General features: G+C 67.0%; 17 protein-coding genes. 10 read left to right on the top strand and 7 right to left on the bottom strand.

From position 1 onward, the window contains the following. Positions 1-129: 129 nt before the first annotated feature. The gene (locus tag ACFWUY_RS39035; protein ID WP_384121267.1) at positions 130-657 is read right to left on the bottom strand and encodes a DUF4231 domain-containing protein; all 528 of its coding nucleotides are present in this window, start codon (positions 655-657) and stop codon (positions 130-132) included. A 122-nt stretch (positions 658-779) separates the two neighbouring features. Here ACFWUY_RS39035 and ACFWUY_RS39030 point away from each other — a divergent pair, with 122 nt between their 5' ends. Further along, positions 780-1,172: a RidA family protein gene (locus tag ACFWUY_RS39030; protein ID WP_384121265.1), complete on the top strand. Its 393-nt coding sequence runs from the start codon at positions 780-782 to the stop codon at positions 1,170-1,172. A gap of 218 nt (positions 1,173-1,390) precedes the next feature. Next, positions 1,391-1,672: a hypothetical protein gene (locus tag ACFWUY_RS39025; protein WP_384121270.1), complete on the top strand. Its 282-nt coding sequence runs from the start codon at positions 1,391-1,393 to the stop codon at positions 1,670-1,672. A 179-nt stretch (positions 1,673-1,851) separates the two neighbouring features. Here ACFWUY_RS39025 and ACFWUY_RS39020 read toward each other — a convergent pair whose 3' ends face one another. Together ACFWUY_RS39020 and ACFWUY_RS39015 are read right to left on the bottom strand one after the other, a co-directional pair. Further along, entirely contained in the window at positions 1,852-2,022 is a 171-nt protein-coding gene (locus ACFWUY_RS39020; protein WP_384121263.1) for a hypothetical protein, read from the bottom strand. Between the two features lie 694 nt (positions 2,023-2,716). Beyond that, positions 2,717-2,926, bottom strand: a complete 210-nt coding sequence (locus ACFWUY_RS39015) for a hypothetical protein (RefSeq protein WP_384121261.1) — start codon at positions 2,924-2,926, stop codon at positions 2,717-2,719. Between the two features lie 538 nt (positions 2,927-3,464). On the opposite strand from ACFWUY_RS39015, the gene ACFWUY_RS39010 reads away from it, so the two are divergent. Continuing rightward, entirely contained in the window at positions 3,465-5,135 is a 1,671-nt protein-coding gene (locus tag ACFWUY_RS39010) for an HNH endonuclease (RefSeq protein ID WP_384121259.1), read from the top strand. A gap of 450 nt (positions 5,136-5,585) precedes the next feature. On the opposite strand, the gene ACFWUY_RS39005 is transcribed toward ACFWUY_RS39010, so the two are convergent. Both ACFWUY_RS39005 and ACFWUY_RS39000 read right to left on the bottom strand, forming a co-directional pair. Beyond that, a complete protein-coding gene (locus tag ACFWUY_RS39005) occupies positions 5,586-5,819 on the bottom strand; it encodes a DUF6009 family protein (protein ID WP_384121257.1) in 234 nt (77 codons plus the stop codon). A gap of 47 nt (positions 5,820-5,866) precedes the next feature. After that, positions 5,867-6,781: a hypothetical protein gene (locus tag ACFWUY_RS39000; protein ID WP_384121255.1), complete on the bottom strand. Its 915-nt coding sequence runs from the start codon at positions 6,779-6,781 to the stop codon at positions 5,867-5,869. 257 nt (positions 6,782-7,038) lie between these two features. Between ACFWUY_RS39000 and ACFWUY_RS38995 the strand changes: the two genes are divergently transcribed. Further along, positions 7,039-8,061, top strand: coding sequence for a hypothetical protein (locus ACFWUY_RS38995; RefSeq protein ID WP_384121253.1), 1,023 nt, complete (start codon positions 7,039-7,041; stop codon positions 8,059-8,061). 71 nt (positions 8,062-8,132) lie between these two features. Here ACFWUY_RS38995 and ACFWUY_RS38990 read toward each other — a convergent pair whose 3' ends face one another. Both ACFWUY_RS38990 and ACFWUY_RS38985 read right to left on the bottom strand, forming a co-directional pair. Then, a complete protein-coding gene (locus tag ACFWUY_RS38990; RefSeq protein WP_384121251.1) occupies positions 8,133-8,777 on the bottom strand; it encodes a YdcF family protein in 645 nt (214 codons plus the stop codon). Then, the gene (locus ACFWUY_RS38985) at positions 8,774-9,562 is read right to left on the bottom strand and encodes a GntR family transcriptional regulator (RefSeq protein WP_384121249.1); all 789 of its coding nucleotides are present in this window, start codon (positions 9,560-9,562) and stop codon (positions 8,774-8,776) included. Before ACFWUY_RS38985 ends, ACFWUY_RS38990 begins: the two co-directional genes overlap by 4 nt. 554 nt (positions 9,563-10,116) lie before the next feature. On the opposite strand from ACFWUY_RS38985, the gene ACFWUY_RS38980 reads away from it, so the two are divergent. From ACFWUY_RS38980 to ACFWUY_RS38955, 6 genes are all read left to right on the top strand, one after another. Next, on the top strand, positions 10,117-10,386 hold the full coding sequence (locus tag ACFWUY_RS38980) for a hypothetical protein (RefSeq protein ID WP_384121247.1): 270 nt from the start codon (positions 10,117-10,119) through the stop codon (positions 10,384-10,386). Beyond that, on the top strand, positions 10,383-10,559 hold the full coding sequence (locus ACFWUY_RS38975) for a hypothetical protein (RefSeq protein WP_384121245.1): 177 nt from the start codon (positions 10,383-10,385) through the stop codon (positions 10,557-10,559). The genes ACFWUY_RS38980 and ACFWUY_RS38975 overlap by 4 nt, the downstream gene beginning before the upstream one ends. Next, positions 10,556-10,795 carry a hypothetical protein gene (locus tag ACFWUY_RS38970; protein ID WP_384121243.1) on the top strand — a complete coding sequence of 80 codons (240 nt, stop codon included), beginning with the start codon at positions 10,556-10,558 and terminating at the stop codon, positions 10,793-10,795. The genes ACFWUY_RS38975 and ACFWUY_RS38970 overlap by 4 nt, the downstream gene beginning before the upstream one ends. Beyond that, positions 10,792-11,988: a hypothetical protein gene (locus ACFWUY_RS38965; protein ID WP_384121241.1), complete on the top strand. Its 1,197-nt coding sequence runs from the start codon at positions 10,792-10,794 to the stop codon at positions 11,986-11,988. The genes ACFWUY_RS38970 and ACFWUY_RS38965 overlap by 4 nt, the downstream gene beginning before the upstream one ends. Positions 11,989-12,019: 31 nt before the next feature. Beyond that, positions 12,020-12,343 (top strand): hypothetical protein, encoded by a 324-nt coding sequence (locus tag ACFWUY_RS38960; RefSeq protein WP_384121239.1) that lies wholly within the window; start codon positions 12,020-12,022, stop codon positions 12,341-12,343. Between the two features lie 79 nt (positions 12,344-12,422). Continuing rightward, positions 12,423-13,618 (top strand): hypothetical protein (locus tag ACFWUY_RS38955; RefSeq protein WP_384121237.1); only part of this gene is annotated, 1,196 nt, incomplete at its 3' end.

Here is a 13,618-nt window from a genome sequence, read left to right as displayed (position 1 = left end):
GTGTACGAGCCGGTGGCGCGGTCGGCGGGGGCCACCGGGGGGGGGGGGGGGGCCCCCCGCGGGGGCCCCCCCCCCCCCCCCCCCGGGGGGGGGGGGGGGGGCGGGGGGGGCCCCCCCCCCCCCCCCCCGCTACTCCACCGGCACCCGCGGGGACGGGATTCCGTGCTGCTGCACGTCGGCGCCGACCTGCCCGCCGAGCGTCATCACGTTCAGGGTCGCGGAGTTCTCGTTGGCGATGGCCTTCTCGACCCGGGCCACCAGCAGCGAGAAAGCCTCCCGCTTCGGCAGGTTGTGGTACGGCCCCACCTTGGCCTCGAAGTAGACCCGCTCGTGCCCGAGGAGCTGCTCGGTCGACCGGTAGTTCTTCCACTGCTCGCGGTACCGGTACACGCTCTCCAGCGAGACGGCGGCGACGACGACCACGCTCAACACCGTCGCCGTGACCCGCGCGAAGCCCAGATCCAGATTGACGAACACCGGCACGAGCGCCGCACCGACGACGGACACGGTCCGCATCCGCAGATGCATCGCCTTCATCCGGGTCGCCTTGGAGTCGTACCACTCCTGGTACTGCGAGAGCCTCGTCTCGATGTACCGCTGCGACGTCATCTCACCGCCGAGCACCCCGGTCTCGGGCGCGTCCCCCACCTCAGCCATGCGGGGAGTACACCCGCCGCACCGACGCACCGTCAACTCCGCTCCGGCACGGGGACGGCGACCGCGCATTTCCGACGGGCACTGGCGCTGGGCCGCCGAGCGCCGCCTGGGAATATGACCCCATGGAACGAACTCGACAGACCGTCAGCTCGGGATCCCCGCTGGAACCGCAGATCGGATTCTCGCGGGCGGTCCGAGGAGGCGACCACGTGGCCGTCGCCGGCACGGCCCCCATCGGCGATGACGGCTCCACCGTGGGACCAGGTGACGTGTACGCCCAGACCGTGCGGTGCCTGGACATCGCCGAGCGCGCGCTGCAGGAAGCCGGGGCATCACTGGAACACGTCATACGCACGCGCATCATGCTCACCGACGTGACCCGGTGGAAGGAAGCCGCCCGAGCACACGGCGAACGCTTCGCGTCCGTCCGGCCCGCGACCACGTTCGTCGGAGTGTCCCGCTTCATCGACCCGGCCTGGCTCGTCGAAGTGGAACTCGACGCCGTCCTCACCTAGAGCATCCCGGGCCGGAAACATCTGTCCCCAGCAAGCTCGTGGCCCGCGTCGCATGCCGGCGCCGTACGCGGGTTCTGACAGCCGTCGGCGTCCGCACTCGTCCGCCGGTGTTCGTCTGCGTTGTCACGCGGATAGACACTCACTGCGGTGGGTCTTCTTGCGCGGGAAACCTCGATGCGGACGTGCCGAGCTGTCAGTACGGTCGACTCGTGATCAACATGAACGTGCGTATAGGCCTGGGAAAACCCATAGCTCGTGCCCAGGTCGGACTGGAGTGGACGGACCTCTTTCCTGCGCTGGACCCGGTGAACTTCCCGATGTTGTGGGCCCTGGATCCCTACGGGGATGCCGTCTTCAATGAGCGGCAGGTGCCGTTGCTGCTGGCAGAGCTTGATCGACTCCCTGAGGCCTACGGCGGTGAGTGGGTGGACCAGGCTCGGGAGTTGTGCCAGGTCGTTCAAAGTGGAACACACCGGTTCCTTTGGTTCATCGGTGACTGAGTGGTCTTGAAAACCGTCGTGGCAGCGATGTCGCCGTGGATTCAAATCCCCCACCCACCGCCAGGTGAAACGGCCCCTCACCGGGCAACCAGGCCGGGAGCCGTTCACATGCCCATGCACCGTGACTGTCTGGCGTTCCCCGTGATTCCCCGTTGCTATGGGACACGAAAGGGGCACAGCTACCGACTGAGGGCCTCAGCGAGGTCCACGAACAGCGATATGCCGAAGATGGCGACAGCTACTAGCCCGGCCACCAACAGGGTCACGGTCAACGCGATCGCCATCGTGATCCGCGTGCGTCTCACAGCCGACCTGTATCCGCTGTCGTCGTCCCAGTTCTGATCGCGCATGGCGCCCCCCTTGGCAGGCACCGTACAAGAGGCCTGTGGAGCGGCTTCGGGCGGCCTGACGACACGCTCGTCAGCCACGGTGACACCGGCACCGACGCGAAGCGACCACACCGGCCCCCGCCACATCGCGGCAGCAGCTGATCCCCCGCCCGCCCCTTCCCGGCGGCGCGGTCGCCTCACGCTCCCGTCATTCGTGACGGCGAGGGTACGGCGCCCCGCCCTCCGCAGGCCCGGCAGTCGGCCGGCCCTGCGCGAGAAACCACCCCTCCCTCGCCGCCGCCCGTCTCGGCCGCAGTCGGCAGCGCGTGGCCACGCGTGCCACGTGACGGTTGCCGTCTCGCGGCACGGGAGCCGTCCCCGGTCGTGTTCGGCCGCCCCGTCGATGCCGGGCATAGACGACGAAGGCCCCTCGCCGTGATCGGCGAGGGGCCTTCGTGCTGGTGGGCGCGGACGGTTTCGAACCGCCGACATCTGCTTTGTAAGTTCGCCCGACCATGTCGCTGGCCTCTCGGTCACCCACAAGGCCAAGGGCTACTCCAGGCACATAGCCACACCCCTAACGGCTCAAGTGCACCGACGTTGCCGTCAGAGACTGCCGTCAAGGCAGTACAGCATCTCGGGTGTGCTCGCTATGAGAGGTCCTCAACCTGGCACCGAGAGCCGGGCCAGACCAGGCGTCCAAAGCAGGTCGTGATCAAAGCAGGAACCAGTAGTTCCCGCCCACCGCACCAATGATGGCAGCCATGAACGTCAGGAAGGCGGGCGAGACCGACAGGGACACGGACAGGTTGAAATGCTTACCAACCGAGATGCGCAGGTGCCGAGGCTTGTCCACCTCCCTGGCCTGGGCGTCAGCCAGGACAACCTGGCCCTCGTGGACAGGCATGCGATGCTGGTGGCTCATGGGGTAACCCCTTTCGTGGTGGGGCGTCGCCGCTCTCGCGGCCTAGGAACCTAATGACGGCGACGCCTCCGCCCGCCCCTACCCGCTTGTGCGGAAGAGGATAAAAAGGGGCCCCACCCTGGTAAGCCAAGGTGGGGCCCCTTCACGCTACTGAGACGCTGCGAACTGCCGACTTATAGGTCAACTCTCCATGTCAGCAGGCAGTCTGGCGTCACCTCCCGTTCGCCCCGTAGCAGTGGCAGTTGCAGTTATGAAGAAGGGCTTACGCCTCCTCGCTCGGAACGCTGCGCTGCATAACACCCCAGGCCCTGGGCGCTGAGTGCTTGGACTGCCCATGGACGGCAGACGGAGCTCTCCGCCAGCGTCATCGCCGCCCCCTCGGGGCACGCTCAAGGCCACGCGGCAGGCATCCTTGCTCCTTGGATCACCTAGGGCCTGTCTGGAGTTGGCCGCAGCAGCGCACCTAGACTGCTGACCAGCTCGGTACATGCCCCGCTCTCACTGCTCATTGTCAGTGCGTTGATCTACGGTGGCGCCCATGGCACCTTCTGAGATCACGCGGGCGGGCATCCTGCAGGCGATTGCAGAGCATGACCAGCTCGGCACGGACCTCTTCCGGGAGACCTACGGCTACCGCGCCGCGGTCACCTATGTCCTCACGCACGAGGGCCAGCAGTACGACTCCAAGGCCGTAGTGGGGGTTGCCCACAAATTTGACTTCGGGACTGCTCTTAAGCCCTCTGAGTTGCGCAGCGACGCCAAGACTGTAGCGGCGTGGCTGAGGCGTGAGGGCTTCACTGTGAGCGAGCCTCCGAAGTCGTTCCGTCGGCGAGTGGGGGATGTGCGCCCGGGACGCAGTAGGTCAGGTGCCGCTCTTCATCGCCCGGTGCTTCTCCTGTGGGCGCTCGGTCAGGCAGTAGCGGGTGCGCCCCGTATGCAGTCCTGGTCGGCAGTTCGCGACGCAGTGGCGCCCCTATTGGAAAAGCACGCGCAGGTCAAAGATGGAGTAGACGCTGCTCGCTACCCCTTCTGGGCCCTAGTTCGGGACGACCTCTGGGCCATTGAGCACCAGGACGAGCTGACGCTCACCAGCATGGGTCGGCGACCGACAGTAGAGTCGCTGAACCGCGTCAACCCGGATGGTGGCCTCCGCGAGGAGGACTACGCGCTCCTGCGCTCCCACCCCGACGAGGCCGCGGAAGCTGCTGCCGGGCTCATCCTGCGGTACTTCTACCCCCTCCCTGAAGGTCTTTTGGAGGACTTCGGCCTCCATGACCTGCTCGCCGGCAGGTGGGCGGACTCCCTACGCCCCTTGCTCGGTGAGACTTTCAAGGACCGAGACGCCATCTGGCGGTCCTACGGCGGCCAGAAGATGGCAGGCATCGGCTGCCTCAACGACGGGATCCTGAGCGTCTTCTCCGACTACAAGGGCCCATACGCCGACGGACGCATCCCAGACACCAACTGGATCGCATACGTCGGCGATGGCCTCTCAGGAGACCAGGCGATCACCGACGGCAACGCACTCATGGCCACACACCAGGCCGAAGGACGCCCTCTGCGTTACTGGCACAAGCCGTACGGCGGACAGTTCAGCTTCGAGACCTGGGCCGTCATCGCGCAGCGTAGGCGGCGGTGGGGCATCGGAGAAGACAAGAAGTGGCGCCGTGAGTTTCTCTGGGTACTCGCCCCCGTACCCTCGCCGGACCCTGACACGTGGCCCTCTGACGTCCTCGATGCTCTGGAGGTCGACAGAGATGTTCTGCACGACGACACGAACGACTACCGCCCAGGTGACGTCGACCCTGAAGTACGCGACACCGCGGAAAGCGATGAGGACGCATACAGGCGTCTAGCCGCTAAGGCTGAAGCGAATGCCAAGCGTCGCGTTGAACGGAAGAAGCCGACACAGGCAGACCGATACATCCGAGACCCCAGCGCACGCGCTGCAGTCATAAGACGCAGCAAGGGAAGCTGCGAGAACCCCGACTGCGATGGCCACCCCAAGGAACGAACCACCGCCGGCCTGCCAATCCTGCAGGTCGACCACGTCCATGACTTGGGCAAGGGCGGACCAGACATTCCCAGCAACATGATCGCCCTCTGCCCCAACTGTCATGCACTGAAGACCTATGGGGAGAACAGAGACAAGCTCCGACGCGCCCTAAAGGCCGTCGCCAAACATCTCCACGCCGAAGCTACCTGCTGAGACCTGAGAGTGATGGACTGCCCCTAGTGCCAATGCTGGCGGAACGGTCCATGTGCTGACGCGCGGTGGCCGAGTGCTTAGAAGAGACTTGGCCGCAGCAGCGGCCCTAGGCCGCCGACCAGCTACTTCGATGCTCTCTGATGCGCTCTCTCGGAGCCTTCCCCGCGCATTCACCGGAGGACTTGATTCCGGGTTCTGGTAGAGCATGTTCCATCTAGTTTCTAAATTATCGCGACTCAAGCGACTCATCGCGTCTCAGTGCAGGTCAGAGAGGGCGCCCAGGAGACGAGCATCGCGACTCATCGCAACTCGGATCACGACTCAGCCCACAACGCAGAAGAGACCACCGCGCCCGGCGGTGGTCTCTTCTCGGCTGCACCGGCAGGCATCATCGTGGCGGTTGCCCGAATGCCTGCTCAGTCGGGCAGAGGACCGCCCAAGCGCGCTCGGTCAGCTCTCCCAGACTCCCGGCGCGACCGTGCGTGGGTCGACGGCCTCACTGGGCTCGGACGTCTTGTACGTGCCGTCGGGCTGCTCGGATCGGTCGTAGTCCTTCACCCAGAACACCCGGCGGACAAACCTGCCAGTCGTATCTCCGCTCGGGGCATCCGGCTTCAGCACGGAGTAGCCCACTCGCAGACCCGTTTCGTTCCACCCCACCGGCTTCTGTCGGGTAGTGGACAAGCGAGCTGAAGAAGCAAGACAACGGTTGTCGGTGGCCTGAGGCTTTACTAGACGACGTTGTTTCGGTGCCAGGCGAAGTAGGGAGCCTGGTGCTCGCTATACCCGCCGACCGGGTTGCCCGCGAGCTGGTCAGCGGCTTCCTTGAGCGCGGGGTATTCAGCGGTCTTGCCGCTGACAGCTACATGGCCGGTGTCGGTGACATGGATGTAGCCGTGCTCGAAGAGTTCGTCACAGCCCAGAAGGCAGGCAGGCATGATGTTCGACAACTGGAGACGCTCTTGGCGATTGGCCCGGCTACGGCGCTTGATGTGAGCGGCCCGGATGAAGCGGACTGGGAGATGACGTTCGCACAAGGCACAGGTGAAGGTGTCGGCGCCGTTGAGCATCTTCTTGCGGAGCTTGCTCTGCTCACGGCGGACCAGGACTTCAACCAGTGCGCTGTCGGCGCCATCATGCGTCACGGCTTCCGGTTCATTGGGGAGCTGCTGCTCGCTTTCGCTTGTGATCGGCAACTCGGTGACAAACTGGGCGAGTGCGGCGGTGCCGGGGTAGACGAGTGCCGAGCCCTGCTTGTTGGCGGACAACCGGAGCGCTTCGGCGGCCTGGTCACCAAGGGTCTGGCCTGTGACATTGGCTTCGTCAGCGAGGAGGTCGATGCCGACGCGCTCGGGGTAGGTGCCGTCGGGCCAGACCTGTGTGGTGTCCTGAAAGTAGGACCGGGTGATCTGGGTGACGATGACGCGCTTGAGAGTGGCGTTGGCCCAGCCGCCAGCGGGGACACGGGCCTGCGGGCCGATGTGGGCGAGGACGAAATAGTCGCCCACCTGGAGGCTTTGGACGTCGGGGCGGCCAGTTGCACGGTCGAGGGTGGCGCTCTTCCATCCCCACAGTCCGCGGTCGAGACCGATCTCAAGGTTCTTCTTCGAGGGCGCAGGGACGTAGATATACGCGGTCTTCGGCATGCTGCTCCTGCACTCGGCCTCCCGAGTGGGAGGGTTCAGTGGCGGTTGGCTCTTCTGGTCCGGTGTCCGACTCGTGCCGGCGGAGAGGAAGTTCCTTCCGATACCCCGTAGTTGAGGTGGCGGTGATCATACATGGTTTGTGGACGGCGGAAAGTCCCGTTCGCCAGTTCTAGCCGTCGCAGTCCCCGGCGCGACGCAGCCCAGCAACCCGGAGCGGACCCGCAGACTGCGGAACGCGTCGGCGTAGTTACTCATTCATGGCGCGCGCCAAGTCACCAGACACTACGGTGGACACCGTGAAGCGAGCATTTGTCGGACTGTCCACGCCGTTGACCTATGACTACCACAATGACCTGGGCTCCACTCCGGGCGGAGGTGGTATACCGAATGCTGTACTCGAAAACGTCACAGGACTCCTCCTGTGCTATGACGAGATTTGGTTCGTCTCGCGCGAATTCTGCCCGGCAGACCTCCAAGAACTCCCCTATATCAAATTCATTACGGATTTCCCCGACCTTTGGGAGCGTGCTCTCGTGGCGCGCGAACAGTATAGGGGGGATACATTTCGCGAAACAGTGGATCTCATTTACAAGAACCGTCCAGGTGATTACTTCAAGACTGTGGATTGCATTAGAAGAAGCCTGCGCTTCGACTTTACGCCGGATAACCACTCGCGCGGGGTTACCCCAGGATTCACTCAAGGGAGTTCCGCAGACCCTGACCTCTTTGTGCAGGATCTCGGCATCGCAGCTTCGCTGGACATGGGATTGGACGTCATTACGAACAGTACTTTGGCGCGAGCCCTACGTTCATTGTCTGATCGCGGGCCGAAGGTGGAAAGCTTCGAGCAGTGGCAGATTGAAGCCGCCGAAGAAGCGGTTTCCATGCGAACCATCGACTATCTTGGCCCCCGTGGGGCCTACCACGAATCAATTGAGGAACTGCGAGGGCACTCGCGGCTAGAAGAGTTCCGAGCTTTCCTCAGTGAAGCGGACAGGGTAGATGGAGACGCGTACGCCTTGGCGGCGGAAGTAAACAAACTCGCAGCGCAGCACTCCATCGAAGTAATGGAGCGCTTCGTGAAAGGGCGGGGACGCCTGCAAACAATCGGAAAGGCTAGCGTGGGGCCGCTCGGGAATCTGCTAGCTCCAATGCTCGGCAGCGCACTCAGCGGAGCCATTTCGATTGGTGAATGGAATCGCGAAAGAAAGGAACGGAAGAGGGTGGCATGGGCCCTGTTTGTCTTGCAAGCCAGGAACCTGCCGCGCTGCCGCGATTGAGTCATGGCGGGAGTGGCGCCTATCCATCCTCGGGGCCCCGTCGCGAACCGCCACTCAACCTCTGTCATTTCTTATGCGAGGCGGCTTGTAAACCCTTTGGCTCGCAGGCGATCGTAGGCGGCTTCAATGGGTGCAGGAATCACCTGGGGGATCATGAATCCCTGCTTCGGATAGCTAGACAGACGCTGTTGCGCCCCAACAAGCATGTCAATTACGAGACGAGGACTTCCGATCGATTCGACATAGTCCACGAGCGTCACTGATGCCGACGCACTGATGATTTCGGCCTCCGGCCACACCATGCGAAAGGTCGCGTAAGCCCGGCGCTCCTCGTATGGCTTACTGATGAGCAGTACGGAGGAGACATTCAGGCCACGCTCCTCTAGGAGGGCGCGGGAGAAGCGGATGTTCTCGCCCGTGTTCCGCGCGTTCGGCTCGACGAGGATGGCGTCGGCGGGAACGCCCAACTCTAGGGCGCGCTCCCGGTAATGCTCGGCTTCGCCTCGGGGCATCTTGGCGGCCGTCGTCCGGCTGGTGGCCCCCGTGAAGACGATGAGCGGGAACATGCCACGCTGGTACAGGTCGACCGTCACGTCGGCCACGCCGAGGTCGTGACTGCCCAGTCCGATGCCCACGTCGCAGGGACGCTGCTCATGGTGCATCTGCTGGAAGTCCCAGAGCACTTGAGCGTCGGACCACGTCTGTTCCGAGATCACTGGGTCCCCTCTTGTGCCGAGTCGGGGACCTTGAAGTCGTACGACCAGGAGAACCGCGTCGCCGCGTGGATCCCGACCGCGAACTCGACCACTGTGCCATCTGCTGTGAACGTCGTGCGGTGCAGCTCGACCACCCACTCGCCGGGAGCGAGCTGGAGGAGCGCGGCCTCGTCCGGCGTTGCGACGCGGGCCCGGAGTTCCTCTCGCATGTGATCGATCTCGTACCCGGTGTCATAGAGGACCCGGAAGCCACCGCCCTTGCCGGCGGGGCCCGGCGTTGGGTCGACGATGCGCGTGCCCTCCACGTGCTCGGGGCGGTAGTAGCTCGTCAGGGTGTGTGTTGGCTGGTCGCCTTCCTTCACCAGCCGCGCTCGCGCGTACACTTCCGCGCCCTCCGGAAGGCCATGGGCCGCGGCGACGACCGCGGGGGCCGGCACCCGGCCGACGTTCTGCGTCTGCTCGCCACGCTTGTACGCCCGCCCGGATGCTACCCGGTCCGCGATGAAGGCGACCTCGTCGCCGTCGCGCCACTTCACCTTGTCGTATCGCGCGATACCAAGGCGCTTCAGCGGCGCCTGTTCCCGTACAACCGTGCCGTGTCCTCGGGATGAGGTCACCAGCCCTTCGGCCTCCAGAGCCCTGTACGCCGCGTGGACAGTGGACTTTGAACCTTCGCCAGCCTCGACCAAATCGCGGATGTACGGAAGCTGCTGGCCAGGGGTGAACTCGCCACTCCTGATGCGCTCAGCCAGCTTGTCTGCCAGTTCCCGCCACTTCGGCGCCACTCGCGCTCCTCTCCACAAGGTCCAGTCAAACACAGTCCCAGGACTGTTGACAGTCCTGGGACTGTGGGCCATTGTCATGTCGTGCCGCTCGCAGTCCTAGGACAGCGAGGATCCGGAGCCTTCTTTGTGCTGGCCTGATCTCCGGCGGACAACTGAACAGCGTGATCCACCGCAGCAACACGGTCGTGAGGACGCCGGCCGAGGCGAGTGGAGATCAGCCGATCGAGACCGGGCCCGCGTCACAACCGGACCCCACACCCCGTAGGGGGACACGCAGTCGGCTCTAAAGAACCGCGTGGCCGACATTGACGCCGCAACGCGCTCCGGGAATCGGGCCTCCCTGGGGTCAGCGGCACCACGCGAGTCGGAGGTCCGACGCATTACCCCACGACTTCCGCAGCCTCGGCTGCGGCCGGTTGCCTCCTCCGCCCGTCTCGTACGGGCGGGGTGGCGGGGAGCCGGAAGTACCCACGACTCCAAACGGCGAGAGGCCCCGGTGCGCGAACACCGGGGCCTCGGTTCGGGCCGTCCCACCCTGAGAGGAAGTACGACCCATGAACGTGATCGTTGCTGGTCAACGGATCGTTACGCAGGCCGAGCTGATCGAGGCCGCGCTCGGCTTCGACGCCGACCCCGTCGAGACGCCGGAGTTCGACTCCGCCGCCGGCCAGGACGCGCTGCGCGACATCGTCGCCGTCCTGGAGACCGAGGCCGCCACCGACATCGACGCCGAGGACCTCGCCTACTACCGCAGCCTGCTCGGCGCCCGGGTGCTCGCCTTCCCCCGCCGCTCCGCCCTCGGCATCGAGCGGAGTGTCGCATGAACGCCTTCACCTACTGGACCTTGATCATCCTGTGCGTCGGCGTCGAGATCTGGGGCCAGGCCGTCGGCGTCCAGGACCTCACCCTCACCGGCTTCTTCGCCGGGCTCGGCGTGGTCGCCGTCCACCGCCTCCTGCTGCGCGCCGACCGCCACGAGGCGGGTGAGGAGCGGTGAGGACCGCCGCTCAGATCCTGCTGTTCGTGCTGACCGTCTTGGAGCTCGCGCTCGGTCTGCTGGCCGGGACGGTCGCGCTGCTGAGTCTGGTCACCGAGACGATCGCGCGGGCCGCGACGGCCGTCGACGAGCGCTTCGCCCGACGGTTCCGCCTCGCCCGCGTCTCCCCCAAGCTCCGCCAGGAGCTTGCCGACGTCCTGTACGGAATCGCGACGCCTGCCGGAGGTACCCGATGAGCAGCTACCGCGACGACCGCCGGGCCGACCGGGCCGCCGAGCGGGCCCAGGACCGTGAGGACCGGCGCCTGGAGCTCGAAGCCGCCCAGCAGCGCGAGCAGGCGCGGGCGGAGGAGAAGCGCAAGGATGCCGAGGCCAGGCGCCGCCAGGAGCAGGCCGAGAAGAAGGCCAAGCTCGCGGAGCAGGCCGCGAGGAAGGCGGCCGCCGCCGCCCAGCGCGCCAGGCTCGTCCGCTGGCTGAAGGCGAATCCGGCGACGCTGTTCGTCGGCTTCGTGATGGTCGCCTCGATCGTCCCGGCACTCCTGTCCCAGATCGGCGCCCTGACCGGTGCCACCGTGGCGGCGCCGATGGCCGGCCTGCTCGCGGCGATGCTGGAGGGCGGCGCCTGGGCCATCACGTTCATGGGCAAGCAGGCCGAGGACACGGGCCGCGAGCCCCGCAAGTACCGGATCGGCACCTGGACCGTCGCCACGGTCGCGGCGGCGGTGAACTTCTGGCACGGCTGGGAGCAGTACGGCGCGCACCCGTGGGTCGCGTTCGTCCTCGGCGCCTCCTCGCTGTTCGCGATCTACATCTGGGACCTGAAGACCCACGGCTCGCACGGCAAGACCCGGGAGCAGAAGCGGGCGGAGAAGGCCCGCAAGGCGCACGTGGCCGCCCGCCGCAAGCACCACCCGCAGATCGTCGAGCAGGCCGTCAAGCTCCAGGCCGCCCTGCCCTACGGCGTCCTCGACGACGAGGCGGCGTTCGCCGCCGCCTGGCGGATCCACACCGGCGCCGAGCCCGGTCTGTCCGCCCAGCTCTACGCCACCGCCACCGAGGCCGTGCTCCAGCTCGGGGCGGCGTTCGAGCTCGGCGACAACGTCCGCGACGAGCTGCTGGAGACCGGCTTCAAGGCCGCCCGGCTCAACCCCTTCCCCGAACTGACCCAAGTGCCCGGATCCCAGGCGGGACTTGAGGAGAACGCCCCTCAGGGCCCGGCCCCGGCCCCCCGCCCGGACGCCCCCGAGGGCAAGACCCCGGAAGAGCTCGAAGCGCTCCTGCCGGACGCCGTGGCCGCCGCCGCCGAGCTCGTCGCCGAGGGCCGTCAGATCTCCGCCCACGGCCTGGCCAAGAAGCTCCAGATCCGCCGCGTGGACGCCGCCCTGCTGCGCGACCGCGTCATCGAACAGCGCCGCCTGCACGTCGCCTGAACCACCCACCGAATCCGAGGGAGAGCCCGTCATGGGTCTGTTCAGCCGCAAGCCGCCCAACCCGCAGTTCGTCACCGAGAACGTCGCCGCCGCCGACACGGCCGACCCGAACGTCACCCGCGCAATCCCCGCGCACACCGTCACCTGGCCGGTCGCCCCCTCCGGCATCCGCACCGTCCTCATCGAGGACGCCCGCTCGCCCCAGGACGCCGTCACCCGCGCCCTGCGCGACCGGCGGGGCATCGAGCGGACCACCACCCGCGGCTACCGCGTCCGCTTCGAGGCCACCCCCGAGGTCTGGCTCATCGACTCCACCGGCGCCCGCCACATCGCGGGCCCCCAGCTCTGCACCTGACCACCTTCGTACGCGGGGCCCGGCCCTCGCCTGGCAGCACCGGCCGGGCCCCGCTACCTCACCAGGAGGCACCGCAAGCATGACCGAGCACTCCACCGAAACCAACGCCCCCTCCACCCCGACCACGCCCGCCGAGCCGACGATCGCGACCGTCACCTTCCTCCGCCCCACCCTCCCCGCCCCCGCCCCGGCGAACGACTGGTCGGACCTGCTCGACGACAGTGACCCGGCCGTCGTCGTCCCGCCGATGCCGACCGTGGCGCCGGCCATCACGGGCCCGGATGAGCGGGCCGTGGTCCTGGAGACGGCCCGGGTCATCCTCGACAAGGCCCCGGCGGCCGAGCCGGTGGTCCGGCCGGGCCGGTTCGCCGGGACCGTCGACCTGGACGACTTCGACGACGCCCCGCTCATCCCCGCCTGGATGTATTCGCCGGAGGGCTGGGCCGCCTGGGCCGGAGTCTTCGCCCGGGCCCGCCGGCGGGACTTCCGCCGCTGGGTGCGCCGCCAGCCCACCCAGCACGGCCACGTCCGCCAATTCGGCCGGGGCACCCGCCGCGCCCACGAGTGGGTCGTCGGCTTCGAGGGCGTGCGCGTGCAGTCCGCCGCCCACACCGCCCACGTCCTGACCCGCGAGGCCCGGCTCGCCGCCCGGCACGCCCGCTTCACCCCGCGCATCCTCGGCTCCAAGAAGGAACTCGCCATGAAGGCGGCCGAGCGCGCCACAAAGGCCGCCGAGGAGGCCGTCGCGCTGCACAAGAAGGCGAAGAAGGACCGCAACCGGGCCCGCAATCTGCGCGCCGGCGTCGTCTACGGCCCGCCGCTGTCCGCGATCGGCACCGGCTACGTGATGGCCGGCGGCCTCGGACTGGCGGCCGGTCTGCTGTCGACGTTCGCCGGGGGCGCGTTCATCGGCCGCAAGCCGTACGACGAGGAGGCCGACTGGACCAGCGACTGGCGCTCGCTCGGCGACGGCGACCGGATGACCGCCCCCATGATCGACGCCTCCTTCCGGGCCGCGAAGGTGATCGGCTCCGAAGAGACCCTCGGCGTCGTGCAGATGCCGATGCTCGACACCCGCGGCGCCTGGACGGCCGTGCTGGACCTGCCGCCGGGGGTTCCGGCGAAGAAGGCGATCCGCGCCACCGACGAACTGGCCGCCGCGTTCGGGGTGGAGGAGGCCCAGGTCTCGGTCGCCAAACGGGGCCGCGCCGGACGCATCGAGCTCTACGTCGCCCGTGAGCTGCCGTTCACACAAGACCCCGTCCCCGGCCCGCT

This window comes from Streptomyces sp. NPDC058664, assembly GCF_042716635.1.
Lineage (GTDB): Bacteria > Actinomycetota > Actinomycetes > Streptomycetales > Streptomycetaceae > Streptomyces.
Note: the sequence above shows the minus strand (reverse complement) of the source record. Positions and strands in the feature narration are given on the sequence as shown.

Coding starts and splice junctions, on each gene's coding strand:
- ACFWUY_RS39035 (WP_384121267.1), bottom strand. CDS start 657: ATGGCTGAGGTGGGGGACGCGCCCGAGACCGGGGTGCTCGGCGGTGAG.
- ACFWUY_RS39030 (WP_384121265.1), top strand. CDS start 780: ATGGAACGAACTCGACAGACCGTCAGCTCGGGATCCCCGCTGGAACCG.
- ACFWUY_RS39025 (WP_384121270.1), top strand. CDS start 1,391: ATGAACGTGCGTATAGGCCTGGGAAAACCCATAGCTCGTGCCCAGGTC.
- ACFWUY_RS39020 (WP_384121263.1), bottom strand. CDS start 2,022: ATGCGCGATCAGAACTGGGACGACGACAGCGGATACAGGTCGGCTGTG.
- ACFWUY_RS39015 (WP_384121261.1), bottom strand. CDS start 2,926: ATGAGCCACCAGCATCGCATGCCTGTCCACGAGGGCCAGGTTGTCCTG.
- ACFWUY_RS39010 (WP_384121259.1), top strand. CDS start 3,465: ATGGCACCTTCTGAGATCACGCGGGCGGGCATCCTGCAGGCGATTGCA.
- ACFWUY_RS39000 (WP_384121255.1), bottom strand. CDS start 6,781: ATGCCGAAGACCGCGTATATCTACGTCCCTGCGCCCTCGAAGAAGAAC.
- ACFWUY_RS38995 (WP_384121253.1), top strand. CDS start 7,039: ATGGCGCGCGCCAAGTCACCAGACACTACGGTGGACACCGTGAAGCGA.
- ACFWUY_RS38980 (WP_384121247.1), top strand. CDS start 10,117: ATGAACGTGATCGTTGCTGGTCAACGGATCGTTACGCAGGCCGAGCTG.
- ACFWUY_RS38975 (WP_384121245.1), top strand. CDS start 10,383: ATGAACGCCTTCACCTACTGGACCTTGATCATCCTGTGCGTCGGCGTC.
- ACFWUY_RS38965 (WP_384121241.1), top strand. CDS start 10,792: ATGAGCAGCTACCGCGACGACCGCCGGGCCGACCGGGCCGCCGAGCGG.
- ACFWUY_RS38960 (WP_384121239.1), top strand. CDS start 12,020: ATGGGTCTGTTCAGCCGCAAGCCGCCCAACCCGCAGTTCGTCACCGAG.